The sequence below is a fragment of the Dactylosporangium maewongense genome (assembly GCF_039531485.1).
Lineage (GTDB): Bacteria > Actinomycetota > Actinomycetes > Mycobacteriales > Micromonosporaceae > Dactylosporangium > Dactylosporangium maewongense.
The window spans coordinates 374003-395548 of the sequence record NZ_BAAAQD010000010.1; the positions used below are offsets into that span (position 1 = coordinate 374003).

A 21546-nucleotide genomic window follows, 5' to 3' on the forward strand; every position below is an offset into this window, starting at 1 on the left:
GGACACCTCGGCGGCCCTGTACGGGCAGGTCCGGGGACGGCGCTGGCACGATTGGTCCATGATCAGGCCGTTGCTGGAGGTCATCGCCCTCGACGCCGTGGACGCGCGGCTGGCGCTGGAGGGCGGGGCGGACCGGGTGGAGCTGGTCAGCGACATGGCGGCCGACGGCCTCAGCCCGGCGCCGGCGACCGTGGCGGCGGTCCGGGCGGCCGCCGGCCTGCCGGTCCGGGTGATGGTGCGCACCGCCGCGGGCTTCGCCGCCGGCGATCTCCGGTCCCTGCGGCGCACCGCGAAGGATCTCCGGGCGGCCGGCGCCGCCGAGTTCGTCCTGGGCTTCCTCACCCCGGACGGCGCGGTGGACCTGCCCGCGGTCCTGGAGGTCCTGGAGGTCCTGGACGGCGCGCCGTGGACCTTCCACCGGGCGATCGACCACACGGCCGACCGGCACGCCGCCTGGGCCGCGATCACCGGCCTGCCCGGCCTGGACGCCGTGCTGACCTCGGGCGCCCCGACCGGCCTGCCCGACGGCCTCGCCACGCTCCTCGCGGAGGCCCCCACCCGGCCGCAGGTCCTCGCCGGCGGCGGCCTGCGGCACGAGCACGTCGCCCCGCTGCGGGCGGCCGGCGTGACCGCGTTCCACTCCGGCAGCGCGGTCCGCGAGGGCGGCACCTGGACGACCCCCGTCGACCCCGTCCTGGTGCGCGACCTGCGCCTCACCCTGGACACGCCCGTCACTGGGTCACAGCGGGCCGGGAGTCGGTGAAGCCGCGCTCGAGGTAGACATTCGACCAGATGGTGCCGGTGCCGTCGGCGTAACCTGCTGCCAGGAGATCGCCGGTCGAAGGATCCACGATGATCCGGTTGACACCGTGCTTTAACGGGCCCACTTCCAGGGCACTGTCGAGCGGGCCTGTGACGGCGACGCCCCGGCGGCCGGTCGGGTCGGTGGCCTCGCCCGCGCAGACGACGCCGTCGGCGGCAGCGATGAACCTCAGCAACGCGGACCGGGTCGCGACGTCCAGGACCCGAGTCCCGTACGTCCCGGAGGCCCTGGAGAGCACCAGCGCCGGTCGGAAGGTGCTTCCCGTGGTGTCGAGGGTGTCGATCAATGACTCCGGGGGCGGGGGCGAGCTCGTCCCCATGAACTCCGGGGGTACGCCCTGGAGCACGTCGACGACGGTCGTGCCGACCGTCCGCATCCGCTCCGGGTGGCTCTGAAAGTAGGCCCGCGACGCGTCGTCGGCGAACGTCACCGACTCGGTGACGGTGCGTTGACGCACATTCCGGCGGTCGGCGGTGGTCCAGGTGGAATATTCCCCCACGTAGTACACCCAGGCGACCCCGCCAGGTATCGGCGCCCTGTCGCTGAAGCGCCCTGCGTTTCGCACGTACTCGTACTGTCCGGTGGTTGCCTCATACGGTGCCGCGTGCAGTCCCGCGGCCAGCTCGGCGAGGCAGTCCGACGGCCACACCCTGGGCGCGACGGGACGGTTGGCCGGGGCCCGGTCGAGCACGACGGCCGCGGCCGCCCCGGTCACCGCCACGACCGCGACGGCGGCCGCGACCCCGGCCAGGGCCCGCCGCCGGCGGCGGTCGGGAAGGTGCAGCTCGTAGCTGGTGACGTCGTTGGAGGCCAGCCGCAGCAGCGTCTCCACGTCGCCGGGGCCGACCGGAGCGTCTCGGGCGGGGTCGGCGGCGGCCAGCAGGTCGAGGGTGCGCTCGGTCATCGGGTTCCTCCCGTTCGGGTAGGTGCGGGGGGACGGGCAGAGGAAGGTGCAGGTGCAGGGGCTGGGGTGTCGGCGACCAGGACGGTGAGGCGGCGCCGGGCACGGTGCAGCCGGACCCGTGCCGCGGTCACGCCGCAGCTCAGGACGAGCGCCGCCTCCGCGACGGACAGCTGCTCCCACGCGACGAGCCGGAGGATCTCCTGGTCGTCGTCGGACAGCCGGGTCAGCGCGGCCCGGACCGCGAGGAGCTCGGTGAGGCCGTCGTGCCGGTCGGCGGCCGGGTGGTCGCCGAGGGCACCTGGCGCCGGGGCCGTCCGGCGCGCCCGGCGGTGGTTGGCCAGCAGCCGGCGGCCCACCCCGTACAGCCAGGGCAGCGCGGGCTCGGGCACCTCCCCGCGCCGCCGCCAGGCGACGAGGAACACTTCCTGCGCGAGCTCCTCCGCCGCGGCGGTCCCGTCGAGCCGGCGCAGGCCGTAGCGCACGACGTCGGCGTAGTGCCGGGCGTACACGTCCCGGAACCAGCCGGCGTCGCGGTCGTTTGCGTCGTCCATACCCCGTTCTATGTCGCGTCCCCGGAAGGCGTTACAGCAGGCTCCGCAGATATTCGAGATTGTCGGCGGTGCGCTGCTCCAGCGGCACGGCGGTGGAGAAGTCCTCGACGGTGACCCAGCCGTCGTAGCCGTGCGCGGTGAGCGCAGCCAGGTAGCGGCCGACGTGCGCCTGCCCGGTCCGCAGCGGCGCCCAGTCGTGCGCCCAGGTGACGGTGCCGTCGGCGGCGGTGTCCACGGGCCGCCACGCGACGTTCTTCACGTGGACGTGCTGCAGGTAGGGGCCGAGCAGCTCGAACGCGGCGCGGTGGTCCTCGTGCCCCTCGATGACGAGGTTGCCGAGGTCGTGGATGACGCCGACGTGCCGCGGGTCGAGCCCGTCGACGAGGCGCATCGCGGCGGACGCCGACGACACGATCGTCTCGTGGTGCAGCTCGATGAGGATCGTGACGCCGTGCCGCTCGGCGAGCCCGGTCGCCCACTCGAGGTCCTTGCGGGTGGCGTCGAACAGGTCCGGGTAGCGGCCGGTGGACAGCAGCGGCATGGTGACCCGGACCCGGCCCGCGCCGAGGATCGCGGTGGCGGCGAGGAGCCGGGCGACGTCGTCGTGCTCGAAGCTGCGCGCGTAGCCGCCGACACCGGAGAACTCGAGGCCGGCGCCGCGGGTGAGGGCGGCGATCTCCGGCAGCGCAGCCTCCAGGCCGGTCAGCGGCCAGGTGGCCCGGTTGCCCTTCCAGAAGCCGGGCTGGTCGGCGTCATCCTGGTCGACGACGCGCCACTCGACGCCGTCCCAGCCCTGCGCGGCGAGGTGCCGCACGACCTCGTCGGGCGCCCAGTCGGGCGTCGATGCGGTGAAGACCGAGAACCTCACGCCTGAACCTCCTGTGTCGAAACCACCGGCTGCACGTCGTCGTGGACGCCGTCGAGGACCTGGTCGAACAGCACCGGCCGGTCGAGCGTGGCCGCCACGTACACGGCCCGCACCGTGGCGAGGGCCAGGAGGCCGTCCGCGACCCGTACCCCGGGAAGCCGCCGCTCGTCGATGGCGTCGACGAGGTCCTGGTACTGGCGCAGGTGCCCGACGATGAAGCCGTCCGCCGGTTTGGGCGCGCCGTACAGGTCCTCGGCGGCGACGAGGTCGGCGGCCGTCTCCCCGGTGTCGGCGCTGTGGAAGTACTCCAGCTGGTCGTCGTGCAGCACGGCGGAGCCGCGGGTGCCGTGCAGCTGCAGCCGCACCGGCAGGCCGGGGTGGGCGCTGGTGCTGGCGTGCAGCACGGCGAGCGCGCCGCCGGCGAAGCGGAGCGTGGCGACGGCGAGGTCCTCGACCTCGATCCGCTCGTGCGCGATCCGGGTCGTGCGGGCGGTGACCTCGACCGGCGGGCCGAGCAGCGCCAGCATCTGGTCGACGAGGTGGATGCCCTGGTTGGCGACGGCGCCGCCGCCGTCGAACTCCCACGTGCCGCGCCAGTCGGCGGAGTCGTAGTAGGCCTGGTCCCGCCACCATGGCATGGACACGACCGCGGACGTGAGCCGGCCGAGCCGGCCTTCCCGCGCGGCCCGCCGCACGGCGACCATCGCCGGGTCGAACCGGTGCTGGCTGACGACGGCGCAGACGAGCCCGCGCTGCTCGGCCTCCGCGGCGACCTTCGCGAACGCGCGGGCCTTCGGCAGCGACACGTCCAGGGGCTTCTCGACGAGCAGGTGCGCGCCGGCCCGCAGGGTCTCCTCGGCGGCCTCGACGTGCAGGCCGCTGGGCGTGCAGATCGCGACGAGGTCCACCCGCTCCGCGGCGAGCGCGGCACCCAGGGTGCGGTGGCAGGACGGCGGCGGGTCGATCCGGGCGGCCAGGGCCGCGTTCGCGGCGTCGACCGCGTCGACCAGGGCCACGATCCGTAGCCGGGGATGGCGCAGGATCGCGTCGGCGTGGTTGCCGCCGATGATGCCGCTGCCGACGATCGCCACGTTGATCAGGTCTGTCATTTCACTCCCCCGGCGGTCAGGCCGCCGACCAGGAACCGTTGGAACACCAGGTACAACACCACCACCGGCAGCGCGCAGATCAGCGCGGAGGCCATCAGCTGCCCGTAGACCGGGATGGCGCCACCCTCCTGGGTGGCGCCGAACACCTGCAGGGCCACCGCGACGGTGCGGCTGTCGGGGTTGGTCATCACGGAGGCGAACAGCACGTCGTTCCACCCGAGGAGGAACGCGAAGATGCTCGCCACGACGAGGCCGGGCCAGCTGAGCGGGATGATGATCGAGCGCAGGATCCGCCACGAGGAGGCGCCGTCGAGGCGGGCGGCCTCGTCGAGCTCCGCGGGCAGCCCCCGCAGGTACGTCACCATGACCCACGTCGAGAACGGCAGCGCGAACGTCAGGTACGTGACGAACAGCGCCCACCGGGTGCCGATGACCTGCACGCCGAGGACCGCGGACAGGTTCGCGAACAGCACGAACACCGGCAGCAGCATCAGCGTGCCGGGGATCGACTGCAGCGCCAGGAGACCGCGCAGGATCAGGCCGCGGCCGAGGAACTGGAACCGCACGAGGACGTACGCGGTGGCGACGGCGACGAGCGCGGACACCACGGCGACGCTGCCGGCGACGACCACGCTGTTGCCGAGCCCGGCGCCGAGGTCGACGGTCGACCAGATCTTGCTGTAGTTGTCCAGGTGCAGGCTCTTCGGCCAGAACGCGCCGCGGGCGACGGCGAGGTCGTCGTTGACGGACGCGAACAGCATGTACAGCACCGGCGTCAGCACGAACACCAGCAGGACCGCGATGACCACCGCCTGCACGCTTCTCGGCAGGAGCCGCTGTACGTCAGTCCTCATGCTGGTTCAGCCTCACCGCGCGCAGGTACACCGACAGAGGGATCGCCACCAGGACCAGCGACAGCACGGCCATGGCGGCGCTGAGCCCGAACCGGAAGTTCTGGAAGCTCTCGACGTAGGTCAGCACGGGCAGCACCTCGACGTCGTGCGGGGCGGGCACCCCGAACAGCACGTACGGCAGCGTGAAGCTGTTGAGGTTGTGCAGGAACGCGATGATGAGCGCCAGGGCGAGGACGCCGCGCAGGTGCGGGAAGACCACGTGGCGCAGCTTCGCCCACCAGCCGGCGCCGTCCAGCGCGGCCGCCTCGTGCACCTCCTCGGCGATGCTCTGCAGGCCCGACGCCGCGAGGAGGTACAGCAGCGGCCACGACGTCCAGAGCTGCACGACGACGAGCGTCCAGTAGCTGTCGGGGCCGTTGAGCCACAGGCGCCCGTCGCCGAGCAGCGAGTTCGCCGGGCCGGACGGCATGAGGATCGTGCGCCACACCGTGCCGACGACGAACGCGGGCAGCACGTACGGGATGAGGAACGCCGACCGGACGAGGGCGCGCCCCTTGAACCGCTGCTGGGTGGCGAGCGCCGCGGCGAGGCCGATCGGCAGGGTGGCGACGGTGACCAGCGCCGAGTAGCCGACGGAGACCCAGATGGCGTGCGGCAGGGGCGTGTCGGTGACCGCCTCGACGTAGTTGTCGAGGGCGATGAACGGCGCGCCGGTCCACTCGCGCAGCGTGTACTGGTCGAGGTCGAGCAGGGACACGGTGAGGGCGACGCCGAGCGGCACCAGGATCACCAGGACGAGCAGGACCCCGCCCGGCGTCAGCATCCACAGTGGACGGTGCCGGGGGCGGCGGCGGGCCGGCGGCCCGGGCGTGGTGCCCCGGGCCGCCGGCGGTGCGGCAGTTTCGATCGCCATGAATCTATTTACTCTTGTCCAGCGCGTCCTGCGCGGCCTTCTGGCCGTCGGCGATCAGTTGCTTGAGCTTCGCCTCGTCCAGCTTGCCGTCCTTCAGTGCCGGGATCGACTGCACGACGACGTTGACGAGGGCCAGCTGCACCTGGCTCCACGCGCCGTTGAACGGGGTGCCGCTCGCCTTCGACGCCGAGTCGATGATCGGCGCGAGGGCCGGGTCGGCCTGCAGCTTCTTCGCCGCGGTCGCGTTCGTGGGCAGCTCGCCGAACGTCTTGTAGTACGACTCCTGCTGCTCCGGGCTGGTCAGCAGCTTCACCAGCGCGAGGGCGAGGTCCTTGTTCTTCGTGTACTTCGCCACGACGAGGTTGTCACCGGACAGGATGCTGGTCGCGCCGACGCCTGGTGTACTGGTCTGCCCCGGCGGGACGGTCGGCATGATCGCGTAGGCGTACTTGCCGGCGACCGACGACTTGTCGAGCGTGACCTTCGACGTGGCGGACACCATCGGCAGGAACGCGGCCTTGCCGGCGCCGAAGTCGGCGATCGCCTGGGCGTTCTTCCACCCGACGGCGGCCGGGTTGACGACTTTGTCGGTGGCGAGCCAGCCGAGGTAGGTCTGGTAGGCCTTCAAGGTCACCGGGTCGTTCAGCGACGCCTTCTTGTCCTTGACGAGGGGGTTGCCCGCCTGGACGCTCATCGCCCAGATGAACTTCCACGGGTCGAAGCCGTCGGCGTAGGCGACCGCGAGCCCGTAGGTGTCGCCCTTCGTCAGCTGTTTCGCCTGGACGAGCAGCTCGTCCCAGCTCGTCGCCGGCTTGTCGATGCCGGCGGCCTTGAGCAGCTCCGTGTTGTAGGCCATGACGAACGGCCGGCTGGTGAACGGGATGCCGACCTGGTGCTCGGCGTCGGGCCCGGAGATGCCGAGGGTCGAGGGCAGGAACGCGTCCTTGCCGCCGAGCTTCTTCCAGTCGTCGTCCTTGAGCTCCAGGAACGCCCCGGTCGCGTAGGCCGTCGGGGTGAACGTGGTGCCGAGGGAGTAGATGTCGGGGCCCTGACCGGACAGCACCGACGTCTGGATCTTCGTCAGCTCGTCGTTGGGCGAGGCGAACGTCTCGAACTTCACCTCGGCACCGGTCTGCGCCTTGAACTTGTCGTTGATCTCCGTGAACCAGGCGCGCTGCTGGTCGGGGTAGATCGTGTTGGCCTGGACGAGCACGTTGAGCGTCTTGCCGGCGCCGTTGAGGCCCGTTTCGCCCGGTTTGTCGTCGCCGCCGCCTCCGCAGGCGGCTAAGAGCAGAAGGCTCGCGGCGATGATGGAAACGCGTTTCATAGGGGTGTCCACTCCTCGTTCACTGGGGGTGTGACGGAGCGCATCGTTGCTGCTGGCGGGCATCTTTCATTGCTGCTTGGGGGCGGACGCTATCAGCGCCGTCTTTGTGGTGGCAACCGCTTGCCATCGTTTGCCATCATCTGCTTTTCTCATCCCCATGCCCCGTGCGCATCAGTTCGGCTCCGGTGACCGGCCCGTCACCATCAACGACATCGCCGCGGCCGCGGGGGTCGCCGCGTCGACGGTGTCGCGCGCCCTGAACAACCCCGGCCGGGTCAACCCGGCGACCCGGGAGCGGATCGAGGCCGCGGCCCGCGAGCTGCGCTACGTGCCGAACTCACAGGCGCGGGCGCTGAGCTCGGGCCGTACCGGGGCGATCGCCGTCCTCGTCTCCGACGTGACGAACCCGTTCTACTTCGGCGTGCTGCGCGGCACCCAGATGCAGCTCAAGGCCGCCGGCTACGCGCAGCTGCTGATCGACACCGAGGACTCCGGCGACCTGGAGGTGGAGCTGCTGCACAAGATGCGCCGCTCCCTGGACGGGGCGATCCTCGCCGCGTCCCGGCTGCCGGACCGGGCACTGGCGGCGCTCGCCCAGGACATCCCCCTGGTCACCATCAACCGCAACGTCCGCGGCGTGCCGAGCGCGATCATCGACACCCCCGCCGGGATGGGCCAGGCGGCCGAGCACCTGATCTCCCTCGGCCACCGCGATATCGCCTACGTCTCCGGCCCCGAACGCTCCTGGCCGAACGAGGCCCGCTGGCACGCCGTCCGGGCGGTCGCGGCCCGGCACCGGCTGACCTTCACGCGCGTCGGGCCGTTCCCCTCCGGGCGCCGCTCCGGCTCCGCCGCCGCCGACGCGGTCCTGAACACCGGCGCGACCGCCTGCATCGTCTTCAACGACCTGCTCGCCATCGGCATCCTGCAGCGGCTGCGGGAGCGGGAGGTCCGGGTGCCGGAGGACCTGAGCGTGGTCGGCTGCGACGACATCTTCGGCGCCGACTTCTGCCACCCGCCGCTGACCACCCTCACCGCACCGATCGAGCAGGCGGGCCGGGTCGCGGTGTCGATGCTCCTGTCCCGCCTCGACCCGTCCGCCCCGGCAATGCGCCAGTCGGTGATGCTGCCCGTCCACCTCACGGTCCGCGGCTCCACCGGAGCTGTTTCCCGCCAGTAGCCTTCGGCTACAGCTCGCCTCCCCGCTGTTTCCCGCCAGTTGCTTCGCAATGGGCTCGCCTCCCCACCGCTGCCGCGGCGGGGCCCGCCGGGGGATTCTCACCCCGGACCCCCAATGCTCGCTGCGCTCGCACAGCCAGCGCTTCGCGCGGCCGGATTGCGCATCCGCGCCCATCCGGTGGTCGGCCGCCGCGGTGGCTGGGGTGGGGGTTCCTCATGATCCGGAAGACTTTGTGTCGCTATAGCAGCACAAAGTCTTCCGGATCACGGAAACGGAGGTCAGGATGGCCCGCCGCGTGAGTTGGCGTCGGGCCCTCCCGTGATCCCGAATCGTTCTGGTAGCCGGGGTCACCGAAAGCTTTCGGGATCATTCCGCGGGCGCCTGGTTCTCGTGATCCGGAAGACTTTGTGTCGCTATGGCAGCACGAAGTCTTCCGGATCACGGAAACGTCTGTCGCGTGCGTGGCGGAGGGTCGGGGCTAGGCGTTGGTGGGGTCTTTCCAGCCGCGGGAGTAGATGACGGCCAGCTTCTTCTCCAAGGCCTGGCGGAGGTCTATGCCCATGGTGTGGGCGGTGACGAAGGCGGTCAGCACGACGTCGGCGAGCTCCTCCTCGACGTCGCTGAAGGGGCCTGAGCGGCGGGCCATTCCCGCGTGCCGGCGGACCGCGCCGACGAACTCGCCGACCTCCTCGGCGAGGGCCAGGGTCTGCCGCAGCTGCGGCGACTCCGTGAAGCCGGCCGCGTCCAGGTGGGCGGCGACGTCGGCGGCGGTGGAGGGCAGGTCGTTCAATGCGAATGACACACCGCACCCTAACCTTCTACGGTCTCCAGGTGCCCGACCGTCATGCCGTCCGCGCCGTCTTCGACGCTGACACGATCACCGTCTACCAGGCCTACAGCCCCGCGATCGCGCTGCCGGCCCTGGACGCGCAGCGGTTCGTGCCGCCGTTCAAGCGCGACAGGATGACCTGGGTCAAGCCGTCGTTCCTGTGGATGATGTACCGCAGCGGCTGGGCCACCAAGGAAGGCCAGGAGCGCGTGCTGGCGGTCCGGCTGCGCCGCGATGGGTTCGACGCGGCCGTCGCGGAGGCGTGCCTGAGCCACTACGTGCCGGGCATCCACGAGAGCCGCGCGGCCTGGTCGCGGGCCCTGCGCACGAGCCCCGTCCGGGTCCAGTGGGACCCGGAGCGCGACCTGCACCTGCGTCCCCTGGAGCACCGTTCGCTGCAGCTCGGCCTGAGCGGGGCAGCCGTCCACCGGTACGTGGACGAGTGGACCGTCGGGATCCGCGACGTCACGCCCCTGGTCCACGAGATCCACGCCCTGGTCGAGGCCCGCGCGCTGGAGGAGGCCGCAGCCCTGCTGCCGCCCGAGCGGCCCTATCAGTAGGCGGCGGCGTCCGGGTGGGCGGCGGCCCAGGCGGCGCCGATCAGGGCGGCGTGCTCCGTGTCCGACACGGGGCGGGCCGGGAGGTTGAGGGCGAGCGCCGGCTCGATCAGGTCCCAGGCGCCGGTCATCGAGCCGCCGAAGACGACCACCTCGGCGTCGAAGCGGGTGAGCCACTCCGTCAGCAGCAGGCCGAGGGCGCCGAACGCGGTGTCGATCACGGTCTGGGCGGCGGCGTCCAGCTCGCGGGCGCGGGCGGCCAGGCCCCGCATGCCGTCCACGTCCACGCCGGTGGCTTCGCGGTACGCGCGGATGAGCGCACGGTCGGAGACGACGTCCTCCAGCTCGACCCCGTCGATGGTGCAGAAGTGCACCTCGCCGTCGGGTGGGACGGTCGGGCCGGTGGTGACGACGCTGCCGTCGGCGAGCCACGCGGAGCCGATCCCGGTGCCGAGGGTGATGGCGACGCAGCGGGACGCGCCCTTGGCGGCGCCGTCGACCCACTCGCCGAGCAGGAAGGCGTCGGCGTCGTTGACGAAGGTGAAGGCGTCCGGTGTGGTCGGGATGGCGAGCGCGAGCGCGGCGCGCAGATCCAGGCCGTGCAGGCTGTCGAACTTGCCGACGCCCTCGTGCAGGGACACGCCGGTGCGGTAGTCGAACGGGCCCGGCATCGCGATCGCCCAGCGGTCACCGGCCTGCGGGTCGAGGAGCTTCGCGGCGCCGGCGAGGGCGTCGACGATGCCGTCGGCGGACAGGGTGGGGTCGAGCGGGTGGCGCTGCCGCTGGATCACCTGCCGGTCGTCCAGCAGCACGCCGGCGGCGGTGACGTGGCTGCCCCCGACCTCGAGGACCCAGATCGGCCGGGTGTCGGCGTCGGAAGAGGGCAAGTGCACGGCGTAACGTTAGCGCACCCATGATCGACGGATCATGAGCTACCACCGCCGAAGGGGGAAGCCGTGGAACACGACCCGAACCGGTTGCTCGGTCCGGACGGTGGCCTGCCCGAGTCCGTGCCGCCGTGGCCGGCCCGCGACGCCCTGCGGATCACCAGGGTCCGGCCGATCGTCACGGCGCCGGAGGGCCTGCCGCTGGTCGTCGTCAAGGTCGAGACGACGGAGCCGGGGCTGTACGGGCTGGGCTGCGCGACGTTCACCCAGCGCTACGCGGCGGTGGCGGCGGCGGTCAGCGAGTATGTCGGCCCCCTCGCCGTGGGGCGGCACCCGGCCGACATCGAGGACATCACCCGCACGGTGCACCTCTCGTCGTACTGGCGCAACGGGCCGGTCCTCAACAACGCCCTGTCGGGCCTGGACCAGGCGCTGTGGGACATCGCCGGGAAGCGGGCCGGGCTGCCGGTGCACGAGCTGCTCGGCGGGCGGGTCCGCGGCGGCGTCGAGGTCTACACGCACGCGTCCGGCGCCGACACCGGCGAGGTGCTCGACGAGGCGGAGCGCCTCATCGCCCTCGGGTACCGCTGCATCCGCCTCCAACGGGCGGAGCCCGGCCTCGGCAGCTACGGCCACGCGGGGACGGGCGGGCACTACCCGGACTCGCCGAACCCGGACGGCTGGGACCCGGAGCGCTACCTGCGGGGCACCCCGTCGCTGTTCGAGGCGGCCCGCGAGCGGCTCGGCACGGGCGTCAACCTCATGCACGACGTCCACAGCCGCCTCTCCCCGAAGCAGGCGGTCGTCCTGGCGCGGGCACTGGAGCCCTACGGGCTTTCGTTCCTGGAGGACCCGATCCCGTCGGAGCTCTACGACCGGCTGCCGGAGATCCGCGCCGCGTCGCCGGTGCCCCTCGCGGTCGGGGAGCAGGTGAGCTCGGTCGCCGACGCGGCCCGGCTGATCCGCGACGGCGGCGTCGACCTCATCCGCCTGCACACGTCCGCGGTCGGCGGGCTCACCCCGACGCGGAAGCTGGCGGCGCTCGCCGAGCTGTGCGGGGTGCGGACCGCGTTCCACTCCCCGGCGGACGTGTCGCCGGTCGGCGTCGCGGCGAACCTCGCGGTCGACATCTCCAGCCACGCGTTCGGGTTCCAGGAGTCGCACGAGTACAACGAGGCCACCCACGACGTGTTCCCCGGCTGCCCCGACGTGACCAAGGGCTACATGTACCCGTCGGACCGGCCCGGCTGGGGCGTGGACGTCGACGAGGCCGAGGCGGCGAAGTACCCGCCGACCAAGTTCCTCTTCGACCGGTGGGCCGCCGTCGTCCGCCGCCCGGACGGCTCGCTGGAGGCGCCGTGAGGATCGTCGTCACGGGCGCCGGGGGCAACATCGGCCGCGCCACGGTCGCCCGCCTGCGCGCCGCCGGTGCCGACGTCGTCGCCCTGTCCCTGGAGCCCGTCACCTTCCCTGATGTCGTTTCCGGCGTCGGTACCGCCGATGCCCCGGACGCACGTACCGGGGTCGACGGCGGCGGCCGCTCCGGCGCCGGGACGGCCGGCGCCCCAGAGGCGCGCAACAGGGCCGGTGGCCGCGTCGACCTGGTCATCGGATCGGCCGGGGACCCGGACGTCGTCGCGGCGGCCTTCGACGCGCCGGTCGACGCCGTCATCCACCTGGCCGCGATCCCCGCGCCGACCCTCGGCACCGGCCTGGAGGTGTTCGGCGGCAACACCCGGGCCACGTTCGTGGTGCTCGACGAGGCCGCCCGCCGCGGCGTCCGCCGGGCCGTCCTGGCCAGCAGCTACGCGCTGCTCGGGATGCCGTTCTCGCCGCACGACCTGCACCCGCCGTACTACCCGCTCGACGAGGCCGCCCCGCCGCGGATCGAGGACCCGTACGCGCTGTCGAAGCTCGTCGACGAGCTGACCGGCGAGATGTTCCACCGCCGCGACGGCATGGACGTCGTCGCCCTGCGGTTCCCGTTCACCGGCGACACGGACCGGCTCGCGAAGGCCGCCGCCGACCTGCGCGCCGACCCGGCGAAGGGCGCCCGGAACTCGTGGGCGTACCTGCACGTCGACGACGCCGCCGAGGCCGCGTGGCTGGCCGCGACCGTGCCGCTGACGGGGTTCCACCGGTGCTTCGTCGCCGCGCCGGAGACGTTCTGCGACACGCCGACCGAGGAGCTGATCGCCACCTACCACCCGGGCGTGCCGGTCCGGTCGCCGATCCCGGGCCGGCGGGTCCCGATCGACACCGGCGCCGCGTCGCGGCTGCTCGGGTTCACGCCATCACGGGGTACGGCGCCGTCTTAGCCCCGGTGACCAGCTCCTGGAAGAACGCGGTCGTGACGAGGGCCCGGTCCGCATATCGGCGCATCACCGAAGCGGCGGCGGCCGGGCCCAGGAACGGCGCCTCGCCGCGGAGCACGGCGGCGCGGTCCGCGTCGCCGCGGAACTCCTCCGCCAGCCAGGTGGCCAGGTGCCCGGTGGTGTACCGCAGGTCGTAGTCGGCGTGCTCGCGCAGCCAGGCGCGCTCCGGGGCGGTCAGGTCGAAGCCCTCGTGCAGGGCCAGGCCGTAGTCCGCGAGGTACACCTGCCGGCCGTCGGTCAGGATGTTGTTGAAGTGCCCGTCGAAGTGCCACAGCCCGGCGCCGTTCATGAACGCGATCGCGTCCCGCAGCTGGACGTCGACGTCGGGCGCCGCCTCCGGCCGGTCCTTGAGGTGCTCGTGCACGGTCCGGGGGAGGTGCTCGAGGAAGAGCACCAGCCGCGCCGGCGCGTCCTGGAGCTGCGTCAGCCGGAGTCGTACGGACGGCGCGTCACCCCAGTAGGCGACCCGCTCCTCGATGTCGACGCGCTCCCACGCGAAGCCCGCCGGCAGGACCCGCCAGTGGTGCAGCAGCGGGAACGCCGGGTGCCGCCCGGCGAGCACCCACCCGGTCGTGACGCGGTGCGTGGCCAGCTCCCGCCACACGCCGAAGCCGGTCGAGCCGACCCCGTACTGGCAGTACATCGGCAGCCCGAACAGGTTCGCGGTGGAGTGCGGGTGTGCCAGGTCCAGCTCGGTGACCGGCACCTGCTTGACGAACACCGGCACCCCGCCGACGTCGAGCGTCGCCGTGTGCCCGCCGATGCCGACGGCGTCCGGCCGCGCGTCGTCCAGCATCGCCGCGACCGCGGCGTCACTGAGCAGCGCCAGCCGCGAGGACACCCGCTCGTGCCGCTCGACCCGGCTCATCGCAGGATCCCGGCCGCGTCGCGCAGCCAGCGGGCGTCGGCCTCAGCGCAGGCGGGGGACTGGTGCACCGACTGGGCGAAGTTGTGCTCGAGTCCGGGCTCCGTCCGGTGTACGACCGGCACCCCGGCCTCCCGGAGGCGCCGCGCGTACTGGTCGCCGCCGTCGCGGAGCGGGTCGTGCTCGCAGGTGACGACGAGCGCCGGGGGCAGGCCGGTGAGGTCCTCGGAGAGAGGGTCCGGGGCCGCCCCGGGCGCCCACCAGCCGATCCACTCCCGCAGCTGCGCGCCGTCGAGGCCGAAGCCGGCGCCCTTCTCGGCCACACTGCGGCTGGTGGCGGGGAGCGCGACCTCCGCGACCGGGCACACGAGCAGCTGCCCGTCGACCCGCCCCCGCCTGGCCAGGGCCGCCAGGATCGCGAGGAAACCGCCGGCGGAGTCCCCGGCGAGCGCCACCCTGCCGTCCGGCCGGGTCTTGAGCACGGCGTCCAGCACCGTGAGCACGTCGTCGAACGCGGCGGGGAACGGGTGCTCCGGGGCCCGCCGGTAGTCCACGGCGACGACCGTCCGTCCGGTGGCCTCGGCGATCCGCCGCGCGAAGGCGTCGTGGGTCTCGAGGTCGCCGAGGACGAAGCCGCCGCCGTGGGCGAAGACGACCGTGTCGGGGCCGCGCTGCTCGTACCTGCGGATCCCGACCCCGTCGACGGTGCCGTCCTCCACCGGCACCGGCGGCCCGGCCGGGCGCAGGGCGGCCCGTTCGCGACCGCCCCGGCGCAGCTCGGCGATGGCGTCCTCGCGCATCAGTCGCGGCCCTGCCAGGTGGTGACGCAGACCTCGTTGCCCTCGACGTCGGCGAGGATCCAGTACGCGGGGGCGGCCGCCGCGGACACGAGGACGCCGCCGGCGGCCAGGGCGGCGGCGATACGGTCCGCCGCCGCGTCGTGCGGGACGCTGATGTCGAGGTGGATCCGGTTGCGCTCGACGCGCGGCTTGTCCATCTGCTGGAACCAGACGGCGGGGCCGAGGCGGTGCGGGTCGACGACGGGCGCGCCGGTGTCGCCCTCGCCGCCGGCCTCGTCCTCGTAGCCGAGCACGGCCTTCCAGAACGGGCGGACCGCCGGGATGTCCATCGCGTCGACGGCGACCTCGATGAGCTGGGCGGCCCGGCCGGTCGCGGGCACGGTGCTCAGGCCGATCTCCCGCAGCGACCCGGTGAGCGCCCGGGCCAGCTCGATGTCACGGGGCGTCACCGCGGCCTCGCCGAGGCTCTGGAGGGTGAGCAGGACGTGGTCGGCCCGCAGGTCGAGCCACAGGTGCCGGTCGGCGTCGTCGCCGGCGGCGGCGGTGCACCTGGCCGCGACCTCGGCGGCCTGGCCGACCGATCCGACGGGGACCATGGTCATGATCGTGCCGAGGATGTACCGCCATCCGACGTCGACGACGGCGTCGCTGATCTCCTGCCGCTTCATCCGACCGAATCTAGTCCCTACAGGTAGATGTCGACGCCCTTGCCGTCGGAGAGGCCGGCCGCGACCGCGGTGTTGTGCTTGGTGCCCATGAGCGCGCTGAGCGTGTCGGCCTGCGCGTTGACCTGTGCCTGGGCGGCGGCGGGGTCGACCCCGCGACCGGCGGCCGGGACGCTCCAGGTGATGGACGATGCGATGGAACCGACGTCCATGCCGTGTCTCCTCTGCTCGCCGGGCTGGTCTTGCCCACATCGGCACCGCCGGCCCGCGCTGTAGACCTTCCGCGCCGGGCCCCGGCGGGACCGGCCACCCGCAGGGTCACGCGGGGCGGGTGAGCCGCCACTGGGTGAACAGGCCGGCCGCCGCGGCGGCGAGGATCGCGGCGCCGTACAGCAGGACCGTGGTGAGCAGTCCGAGCGGGGCGACGAGCTGCCCGGCGACGATCGCCGGCACGCCGAAGGACAGGTAGGCGACGATGAACACGGCCGCGAACAGGCCGGCCCGCTGGTGTGTCTCGGCGAGCGGCCCGACGGCCCGCAGCGCCCCGGAGAACGTGGCGCCGAACCCGGCGCCACCCACGATCCCGCCGATCCAGACGAGCGGCAGCGCGACGGCGACGATGCCGGTGAGCACGACCGTGGCGCCGAGCAGGACGGCGGTGCCGCCGAGCAGGATCGTGCGGCGCGGGTGCTGCCGGCCGAGGGCGTAGCCGGCGACTGCGGCGGCCGCGGGCGGCAGGAACGCGGTCGCGCCGTTGAGCAGGCCGCTGTCGAGGTGGAAGATGTCGCGGACGATCGTCGGGGCGAGGCCCATGAACAGCCCGGCGAACATCCAGCTGGCCAGGTGCACGGGGATCGCGGCGCCGAACTCGCGGCGGGCCGCCCGGGGCACCGTGACCTGTGGCCTGAGCGAGCCGAGCGCGCCGGCGCGGCGGGTCACGGTCTCGCCGGACAGTGCGGCGGTGAGCGTGCCGAGCACCATGATGACGGCGAGCGTGCCGAAGACGATGAGGTTCGCCGAGCCGGTGAACTGCACGGCCGTGCCGGTCAGCAGCGCCCCGAGGCCGAGCCCGCCGGCGGGTGCCGCGCCGGCGACGACCGTGCCGAGGCGCTTGCGGTGCGGCGGCGCCAGCTCGACGAGCGCGGCGGTGAACGCGCTGCTGGCCGCGCCGGTCGCGACGCCCTGCACGACGCGGGCGGCGATCACCCAGCCGATGCCCGGCGCGAACACGAACATGAGCATCGCGACGACCTCGACGCTGAGCGCGCCGACCAGCACGGGGCGGCGGCCGACGTGGTCGGACAGCGAGCCGGCGACGAGCAGCGCCGCGAGCAGCCCCAGCGCGTAGGCGGCGAACGCGACGGTGAGCACCCACGGCGCGAAGCCCCACTCCCGCTCGAACAGCACGAGCAGCGGCGTCGGCGCGCCGGCCGCCAGGTAGAGCGACGCGAACGCGAGACCCGTGCCGGCGAACGCGACCCCGGCGGGCAGCGTGAACGGTCTGGCCAGAGCGGTGGTGGTCATGGCGTACCCCCTAAAGCAAAAATCTCTGCGTTAGGCTGAAGCTACGCGCTCCGGCGCCGCTTAAAGCAATTATCGTTGCGTTAGGAGCGTCACATGCCCGAGAAGCGCACCGGCGGTCGCAGCGCCGCGGTGCTCGCGCAGATCAGGACCGCGGTCGAGGACCTCGTGCGGGAGCGCGGCGCCGAGCGGGTCACCATCCCGATGGTCGCCGAGCGGGCCGGCGTCAACCCGACCTCGATCTACCGGCGGTGGGGCGACCTGCCGACGATGCTCAACGACATCGCCACCTACCGGCTCGACCCCACCCGCCCGCTGCCCGACACCGGCGAGCTGCGGGCCGACCTCGTCGCCTGGGCCGGCGAGATCGTCGAGCACTACGCCAAGCCCGTCAACGCCGCCCTGCTGCGCGGCGGGGCCGCCTCCGCCGGCGAGACCGAGTCCGACTGCCTGCGCAACCGCCGGGCCGAGGCCGTCGTCCTCGCCTCGCGGTCCGGCGCGCCGTTCGCCGCCGACGACATCGTCGACCTGGTCGTCGCCCCGATCATCTACCGCGTGATCTTCCTGCCCTGGACGCTCACCGACCCGGGCCTCGCCGAGCGGTGCGTCGACCGGCTGCTCGCGACGGGCCGGGCCGCCTGACCGCGAGCTAGGGTCGGGACCATGAAGATCCCCGATGCGAGCCACCCGATCACCGTCACGCCGACCGGCCGGCGCGTGACGGTCCGCGTCGACGGCGTCACCGTCGCCGACACCACCGACGCGCTCACCCTGCAGGAGTCGACCTACCCGCCGGTGTACTACCTGCCGCTGGGCGACGTGGACCAGTCGCTGCTGCGGCGCACCGAGCACCAGACCCACTGCCCGTTCAAGGGCGACGCGTCGTACTACAGCGTCGTCACCCCCGACCGTGAGCTGACCAACGTCATCTGGACCTACGAGACGCCCTATCCGGCCGTCGAGCCGATCGCGAAGCGGGTCGCCTTCTACCCGAACCAGGTCGAACTGACCGTGGAATAGCCGAATTCCTCACTGTCGTGTGCAACGCGAAGGGTTTTGCGAGACGTCTTCGTGTGGGTAGCGTTCGCGGGCGGGGAGGGACGAGACATGCTGAGTCGTCGTAAGGTGCTGGTCACGGGTGCGGGAGTCGCGACCGCCGCGGTGCTGGCGGGGTGCTCCGACACGCCGAAGAAGACCGGCGCCGGCGCCGGCTCGACCGGCGGCGCGGGTGGCGGGGGCGGTGGCGGCGCCCAGCCGGCCAAGGTCACCATCACGCCCGCCGCCGACAGCAAGGACGTCGCGCCGTCGAGCCCGGTCACCGTCGCGATCGAGAACGGCACGCTCGACACCGTCACGGTCGCCGCGGGCGGCAAGAACCTGGCCGGCACGCTCGCCGAGGACAAGCACGGCTGGCAGTCGACGGGCGCCCTCGCCTACGGGCAGGCCTACACCGTCACGGTCACCGGTGTCGACGCGGGCGGCGCCGCCGTCAACCAGACCGCGACCTTCACCACGCTGAAGCCCGCGAGCACGGTGTCCATCACGTTCCAGGCCAACCCGATGCTCGCGCTGAAGAACGGCAACACGTATGGCGTCGGCCAGCCCGTCATCGTCTTCTTCAACAAGGCCGTCACCAACAAGGACGCCGTCGAGCAGGCCATGAAGGTGACGACCTCGCCCGAGGTCGAGGGCAAGTGGCACTGGGTGAGCGCGCAGAGCGCCCACTGGCGCCCCGAGAAGTACTGGACCCCCGGCACCACCGTGAAGGTCAACGCCAACCTCCTCGGCGTCGACATCGGCAACGGCGTCTACGGCGGCACCAACGCCTCCGCCGGCTTCTCCATCGGCAAGTCGCGCATCGCCATCGCCGACTCCAACACCAAGCAGATGGAGTGCTACATCGACGGCCAGATGGTCCGCCGGATCCCCTGCAGCATGGGCAGGGGCGGCAAGGGCACCGTCGGCTCCAAGGGCGAGAAGATCGACTACCTCACCGCCAGCGGCGTCCACGTCCTCATGACCAAGGAACCCCTGGTCACCATGAGCTCCGCCAGCTACGGCGTCACCAACAAGAACGACCCGAACTTTTACGAGGAGAAGATCCGGCTGGCGTGCCGCATCTCGCTCTCGGGGGAGTACGTCCACCTCGCCGACTGGAACATCCCCAAGCACGGCAAGGAGAACACCTCCCACGGCTGCATCAACGTGGCCCCCGACCACGCCAAGTGGTTCTACGACACCTTCGACGTCGGCGACGTCGTCGAGGTCCGCAACACCCCCAAGAACCTGCAGCTCACCGACGGCCTCGGCGACTGGAACGTCCCCTACGCCCAGTGGTGACCCGCCGCTTCGTCCGGCAAATCCGATTTTTGCGATTTGGGCGGCGAATCGGGTCCTAGCGGCACCAGAATCATGCGGTGCGGGGGATGCGGGTGCTGGTCACCGACGACGGGCGGTGGCGGCTGGAGGTGCGGGCGCGCGGCGTCGACGTGTACGACCGCGGGGCGCAGTCGGCCCGCAAGACGCGGGTCGGGGCGCTGGTGCTCCGGCAGGCCGACCTCGACCGGGCCGTACGGTTCCTGCTCGACCACGGCGCCGACGTGGACACCCTGCACGAACGCTGACCACGCTCACGCCGTGGCGAGGGCCGGCGGGGCTCGACCGCCTTCTCGACGGGATCGGGAAGAAGGGCTACAGCCTGCCGACGGCCCCGTAGACGGACACGTCCGCGGGCGTCAGTGCCGGGTCCGGCGCGGTGTCGGGGCGCCACTCGTGCACCGCGACGACGCCCGGGTCGACCAGCGTCAGCCCGTCGAACAGGGCGCCGAACTCGGCCTCGGTCCGCGGCCAGATGTCGGTCTGCCCGGCGGCGAGCATCCGGTCGTACACCTGCGAGATCTGCGGCGGGAGGAAGTCCTTCGTCGCGTTGCTGGCGACGAGGTAGCTGCCCTCGGGCAGGGCGGCGAGCAGCTCCCGCACGATCGGCGCGCCGGCGCCCTCGCCGTGGATGAAGTGCAGGACCGCGACGAGCATCAGGCCGATCGGCCGGGTGAAGTCCAGCGTCGCCCGCAGGTCGGGGTGGGCGAGGATGCGGCCCGGGTCGCGCAGGTCCGCCTCCAGGTAGGCGGTCCTGCCCTCGGGGGCGCTGGTCAGCAGCGCCCTGGCGTGGACCATGACCATGGGGTCGTTGTCGACGTAGACCACCCGGGCCGACGGGTCGATCGCCTGGGCGACCTCGTGCGTGTTGCCGGCGGTCGGCAGGCCGGTGCCGATGTCCAGGAACTGGCGGATGCCCGCCTCGCCGGCCAGGAACCGCACCGCGCGGCCGAGGAAGCGCCGGTTCTCCCGGGCCGCGATCGGCGCGCTCGGCCAGGCCGCGGCGATCGCGTCGGCGGAGGCGCGGTCGGCGGCGAAGTTGTCCTTGCCGCCGAGCCAGTAGTTGTACCGCCGCGCGGGGTGGGCGACGCTGGTGTCGATCCGGTCCATGGACACGCGCCAAACTGTATACGCCCGTTGTCAGGAGGCCCGGATCGCGGCGGCCATCTTCGCGGGGTCGTGACCCGGGCGGACCCCGTCGAACAGGATCGCGGAGCCGGCGATGTGGTCCGTGCGCAGCGGCAGGATCTCCTGGTAGGCGGGGGAGTCGTACCAGGAGCGGGCGGCGGAAAGCGTTGGGAAGGCGATGACCACGACCGTGCCGGGCCAGTCGCCCTCACGGACCTCCACGTCGGGGCCGTGGGCGATGAACGTGCCGCCGAACGGGTCCAGCGTCGCCTGGATGCGCTCCAGGTAGACCAGGACGTCCTCGTTGATCGTCGGGGTGTGCAGGTGCGCGAGCGCGTATGCCGTCATGCCCCCGATCCTCGCCCGCCGGAGGTAGCCGGGTCGATTACCCCGGAGGTCATGTCCAGCAGCATCGCCGCGGTACGGCTGGCGACATCACCGATCGCCGCGCCGCGCATGACGGCGCGGACGGAGGCGCCGTCGAAGAGCATCAGCAGCTGCGTGCCGAGCTGCCCCGGGTCAGGGGCGCCGAGCAGGGCGGCCTGGCGCTGGAAGTACCCCTCCAGCTGCTCCTTGAACTCCAGCGCGACGCGGCTGGCCTGGTGCGCCGCGTCGTGCAGCTCGATCGTCGTGTTGGCGAACGGGCACCCGTGGAAGCCTGGTGAGCCCGCCTGCTCCTCCAGCGTCGTGAACACGTGCAGGATCCGCTCGCGCGGCGACGGAGCCGTGTCCTCGGGGGCGAAGTAGCGCGCGACGGTGGCGGGTCCGTGCACCCGCAGGGCCTCGGCGACCAGGTCGTCCTTGGTGGCGAACAGCTGGTACATCGACCGCTTCGACACGCCCGCGGTCTGGCACAGGCGCTCGACGCCCACCGCGCCGACACCCTCCGCATAGAACAGGTCGGCGGCGGCACGCAAGAGGCGGTCCCGTGTCGGAGAGGTCACACCCCAATCGTAAACCGATCGGTTTATGGTTGCCATCGGGAGCGGAAACCGATCGGTTTCCGCCACGGCC

The 21546-nt window shown here is 72.6% G+C and carries 26 protein-coding genes; 9 read left to right on the forward strand and 17 right to left on the reverse strand.

Annotated features, from left to right (window positions below; all coding sequences use genetic code 11):
- Nucleotides 1-58 precede the first annotated feature (58 nt).
- Complete coding sequence (locus tag ABD332_RS26130) at nucleotides 59-763, forward strand: copper homeostasis protein CutC (protein ID WP_344504756.1); 705 nt, start codon at nucleotides 59-61, stop codon at nucleotides 761-763.
- On the opposite strand, the gene ABD332_RS26135 is transcribed toward ABD332_RS26130, so the two are convergent.
- From ABD332_RS26135 to ABD332_RS26165, 7 genes are read right to left on the reverse strand one after another with little or no spacing between them, the layout of a single operon-like run.
- Nucleotides 732-1727, reverse strand: coding sequence for a hypothetical protein (locus ABD332_RS26135; RefSeq protein ID WP_344504757.1), 996 nt, complete (start codon nucleotides 1725-1727; stop codon nucleotides 732-734). The two genes, ABD332_RS26130 and ABD332_RS26135, sit on opposite strands and share 32 nt — an antisense overlap.
- Nucleotides 1724-2278, reverse strand: coding sequence for an RNA polymerase sigma factor (locus ABD332_RS26140; protein WP_344504758.1), 555 nt, complete (start codon nucleotides 2276-2278; stop codon nucleotides 1724-1726). Before ABD332_RS26140 ends, ABD332_RS26135 begins: the two co-directional genes overlap by 4 nt.
- 31 nt (nucleotides 2279-2309) lie before the next feature.
- A complete protein-coding gene (locus tag ABD332_RS26145) occupies nucleotides 2310-3146 on the reverse strand; it encodes a sugar phosphate isomerase/epimerase family protein (RefSeq protein WP_344504759.1) in 837 nt (278 codons plus the stop codon).
- Complete coding sequence (locus ABD332_RS26150; protein ID WP_344504760.1) at nucleotides 3143-4255, reverse strand: Gfo/Idh/MocA family protein; 1113 nt, start codon at nucleotides 4253-4255, stop codon at nucleotides 3143-3145. Before ABD332_RS26150 ends, ABD332_RS26145 begins: the two co-directional genes overlap by 4 nt.
- Nucleotides 4252-5109 (reverse strand): carbohydrate ABC transporter permease, encoded by an 858-nt coding sequence (locus tag ABD332_RS26155; protein WP_344504761.1) that lies wholly within the window; start codon nucleotides 5107-5109, stop codon nucleotides 4252-4254. The genes ABD332_RS26150 and ABD332_RS26155 overlap by 4 nt, the downstream gene beginning before the upstream one ends.
- Nucleotides 5099-6022, reverse strand: coding sequence for a carbohydrate ABC transporter permease (locus ABD332_RS26160; protein WP_344504763.1), 924 nt, complete (start codon nucleotides 6020-6022; stop codon nucleotides 5099-5101). The genes ABD332_RS26155 and ABD332_RS26160 overlap by 11 nt, the downstream gene beginning before the upstream one ends.
- A 4-nt stretch (nucleotides 6023-6026) precedes the next feature.
- Nucleotides 6027-7349 (reverse strand): ABC transporter substrate-binding protein, encoded by a 1323-nt coding sequence (locus ABD332_RS26165; RefSeq protein WP_344504764.1) that lies wholly within the window; start codon nucleotides 7347-7349, stop codon nucleotides 6027-6029.
- Nucleotides 7350-7506: 157 nt separating this feature from the next.
- Between ABD332_RS26165 and ABD332_RS26170 the strand changes: the two genes are divergently transcribed.
- Nucleotides 7507-8529: a LacI family DNA-binding transcriptional regulator gene (locus tag ABD332_RS26170; protein ID WP_344504765.1), complete on the forward strand. Its 1023-nt coding sequence runs from the start codon at nucleotides 7507-7509 to the stop codon at nucleotides 8527-8529.
- 478 nt (nucleotides 8530-9007) lie between these two features.
- On the opposite strand, the gene ABD332_RS26175 is transcribed toward ABD332_RS26170, so the two are convergent.
- Complete coding sequence (locus ABD332_RS26175; RefSeq protein WP_344504767.1) at nucleotides 9008-9331, reverse strand: MazG nucleotide pyrophosphohydrolase domain-containing protein; 324 nt, start codon at nucleotides 9329-9331, stop codon at nucleotides 9008-9010.
- Here ABD332_RS26175 and ABD332_RS26180 point away from each other — a divergent pair.
- Nucleotides 9325-9918: a DUF4291 domain-containing protein gene (locus tag ABD332_RS26180; RefSeq protein ID WP_344504812.1), complete on the forward strand. Its 594-nt coding sequence runs from the start codon at nucleotides 9325-9327 to the stop codon at nucleotides 9916-9918. The genes ABD332_RS26175 and ABD332_RS26180 overlap by 7 nt on opposite strands.
- On the opposite strand, the gene ABD332_RS26185 is transcribed toward ABD332_RS26180, so the two are convergent.
- Nucleotides 9912-10808 (reverse strand): ROK family protein, encoded by an 897-nt coding sequence (locus ABD332_RS26185; protein ID WP_344504768.1) that lies wholly within the window; start codon nucleotides 10806-10808, stop codon nucleotides 9912-9914. The two genes, ABD332_RS26180 and ABD332_RS26185, sit on opposite strands and share 7 nt — an antisense overlap.
- Before the next feature lie 63 nt (nucleotides 10809-10871).
- On the opposite strand from ABD332_RS26185, the gene ABD332_RS26190 reads away from it, so the two are divergent.
- Nucleotides 10872-12164 carry an enolase C-terminal domain-like protein gene (locus ABD332_RS26190; protein WP_344504769.1) on the forward strand — a complete coding sequence of 431 codons (1293 nt, stop codon included), beginning with the start codon at nucleotides 10872-10874 and terminating at the stop codon, nucleotides 12162-12164.
- Entirely contained in the window at nucleotides 12161-13120 is a 960-nt protein-coding gene (locus ABD332_RS26195) for an NAD-dependent epimerase/dehydratase family protein (RefSeq protein WP_344504770.1), read from the forward strand. The genes ABD332_RS26190 and ABD332_RS26195 overlap by 4 nt, the downstream gene beginning before the upstream one ends.
- Here the strand turns inward: ABD332_RS26195 and ABD332_RS26200 are convergent.
- The 5 genes from ABD332_RS26200 to ABD332_RS26220 form a co-directional block, all read right to left on the reverse strand.
- Entirely contained in the window at nucleotides 13089-14045 is a 957-nt protein-coding gene (locus ABD332_RS26200; protein ID WP_344504771.1) for a protein kinase family protein, read from the reverse strand. The genes ABD332_RS26195 and ABD332_RS26200 overlap by 32 nt on opposite strands.
- Nucleotides 14042-14842, reverse strand: a complete 801-nt coding sequence (locus ABD332_RS26205) for an alpha/beta hydrolase (RefSeq protein ID WP_344504772.1) — start codon at nucleotides 14840-14842, stop codon at nucleotides 14042-14044. The genes ABD332_RS26200 and ABD332_RS26205 overlap by 4 nt, the downstream gene beginning before the upstream one ends.
- Nucleotides 14842-15510 (reverse strand): VOC family protein, encoded by a 669-nt coding sequence (locus tag ABD332_RS26210; protein ID WP_344504773.1) that lies wholly within the window; start codon nucleotides 15508-15510, stop codon nucleotides 14842-14844. Before ABD332_RS26210 ends, ABD332_RS26205 begins: the two co-directional genes overlap by 1 nt.
- A 17-nt stretch (nucleotides 15511-15527) precedes the next feature.
- On the reverse strand, nucleotides 15528-15719 hold the full coding sequence (locus tag ABD332_RS26215; RefSeq protein WP_344504774.1) for a hypothetical protein: 192 nt from the start codon (nucleotides 15717-15719) through the stop codon (nucleotides 15528-15530).
- 106 nt (nucleotides 15720-15825) lie between these two features.
- Nucleotides 15826-17031, reverse strand: coding sequence for an MFS transporter (locus tag ABD332_RS26220; protein WP_344504775.1), 1206 nt, complete (start codon nucleotides 17029-17031; stop codon nucleotides 15826-15828).
- 93 nt (nucleotides 17032-17124) lie between these two features.
- Between ABD332_RS26220 and ABD332_RS26225 the strand changes: the two genes are divergently transcribed.
- From ABD332_RS26225 to ABD332_RS26240, 4 genes are all read left to right on the forward strand, one after another.
- Entirely contained in the window at nucleotides 17125-17670 is a 546-nt protein-coding gene (locus ABD332_RS26225; protein WP_344504776.1) for a TetR/AcrR family transcriptional regulator, read from the forward strand.
- A gap of 21 nt (nucleotides 17671-17691) precedes the next feature.
- Complete coding sequence (locus ABD332_RS26230) at nucleotides 17692-18048, forward strand: DUF427 domain-containing protein (RefSeq protein ID WP_344504777.1); 357 nt, start codon at nucleotides 17692-17694, stop codon at nucleotides 18046-18048.
- An 87-nt stretch (nucleotides 18049-18135) separates the two neighbouring features.
- On the forward strand, nucleotides 18136-19368 hold the full coding sequence (locus ABD332_RS26235; RefSeq protein WP_344504778.1) for a L,D-transpeptidase: 1233 nt from the start codon (nucleotides 18136-18138) through the stop codon (nucleotides 19366-19368).
- A gap of 77 nt (nucleotides 19369-19445) precedes the next feature.
- On the forward strand, nucleotides 19446-19652 hold the full coding sequence (locus tag ABD332_RS26240; protein WP_344504779.1) for a hypothetical protein: 207 nt from the start codon (nucleotides 19446-19448) through the stop codon (nucleotides 19650-19652).
- A gap of 67 nt (nucleotides 19653-19719) precedes the next feature.
- Here the strand turns inward: ABD332_RS26240 and ABD332_RS26245 are convergent, their stop codons facing one another.
- Genes ABD332_RS26245 through ABD332_RS26255 form a run of 3 tightly spaced genes read right to left on the reverse strand, consistent with a single transcriptional unit; the run spans nucleotide 19720 to nucleotide 21476 of the window.
- Nucleotides 19720-20514 (reverse strand): SAM-dependent methyltransferase, encoded by a 795-nt coding sequence (locus ABD332_RS26245; protein WP_344504813.1) that lies wholly within the window; start codon nucleotides 20512-20514, stop codon nucleotides 19720-19722.
- A 30-nt stretch (nucleotides 20515-20544) separates the two neighbouring features.
- Nucleotides 20545-20880 (reverse strand): DUF1330 domain-containing protein, encoded by a 336-nt coding sequence (locus ABD332_RS26250; RefSeq protein ID WP_344504780.1) that lies wholly within the window; start codon nucleotides 20878-20880, stop codon nucleotides 20545-20547.
- On the reverse strand, nucleotides 20877-21476 hold the full coding sequence (locus ABD332_RS26255; protein WP_344504781.1) for a TetR/AcrR family transcriptional regulator: 600 nt from the start codon (nucleotides 21474-21476) through the stop codon (nucleotides 20877-20879). The genes ABD332_RS26250 and ABD332_RS26255 overlap by 4 nt, the downstream gene beginning before the upstream one ends.
- Nucleotides 21477-21546 lie beyond the last annotated feature (70 nt).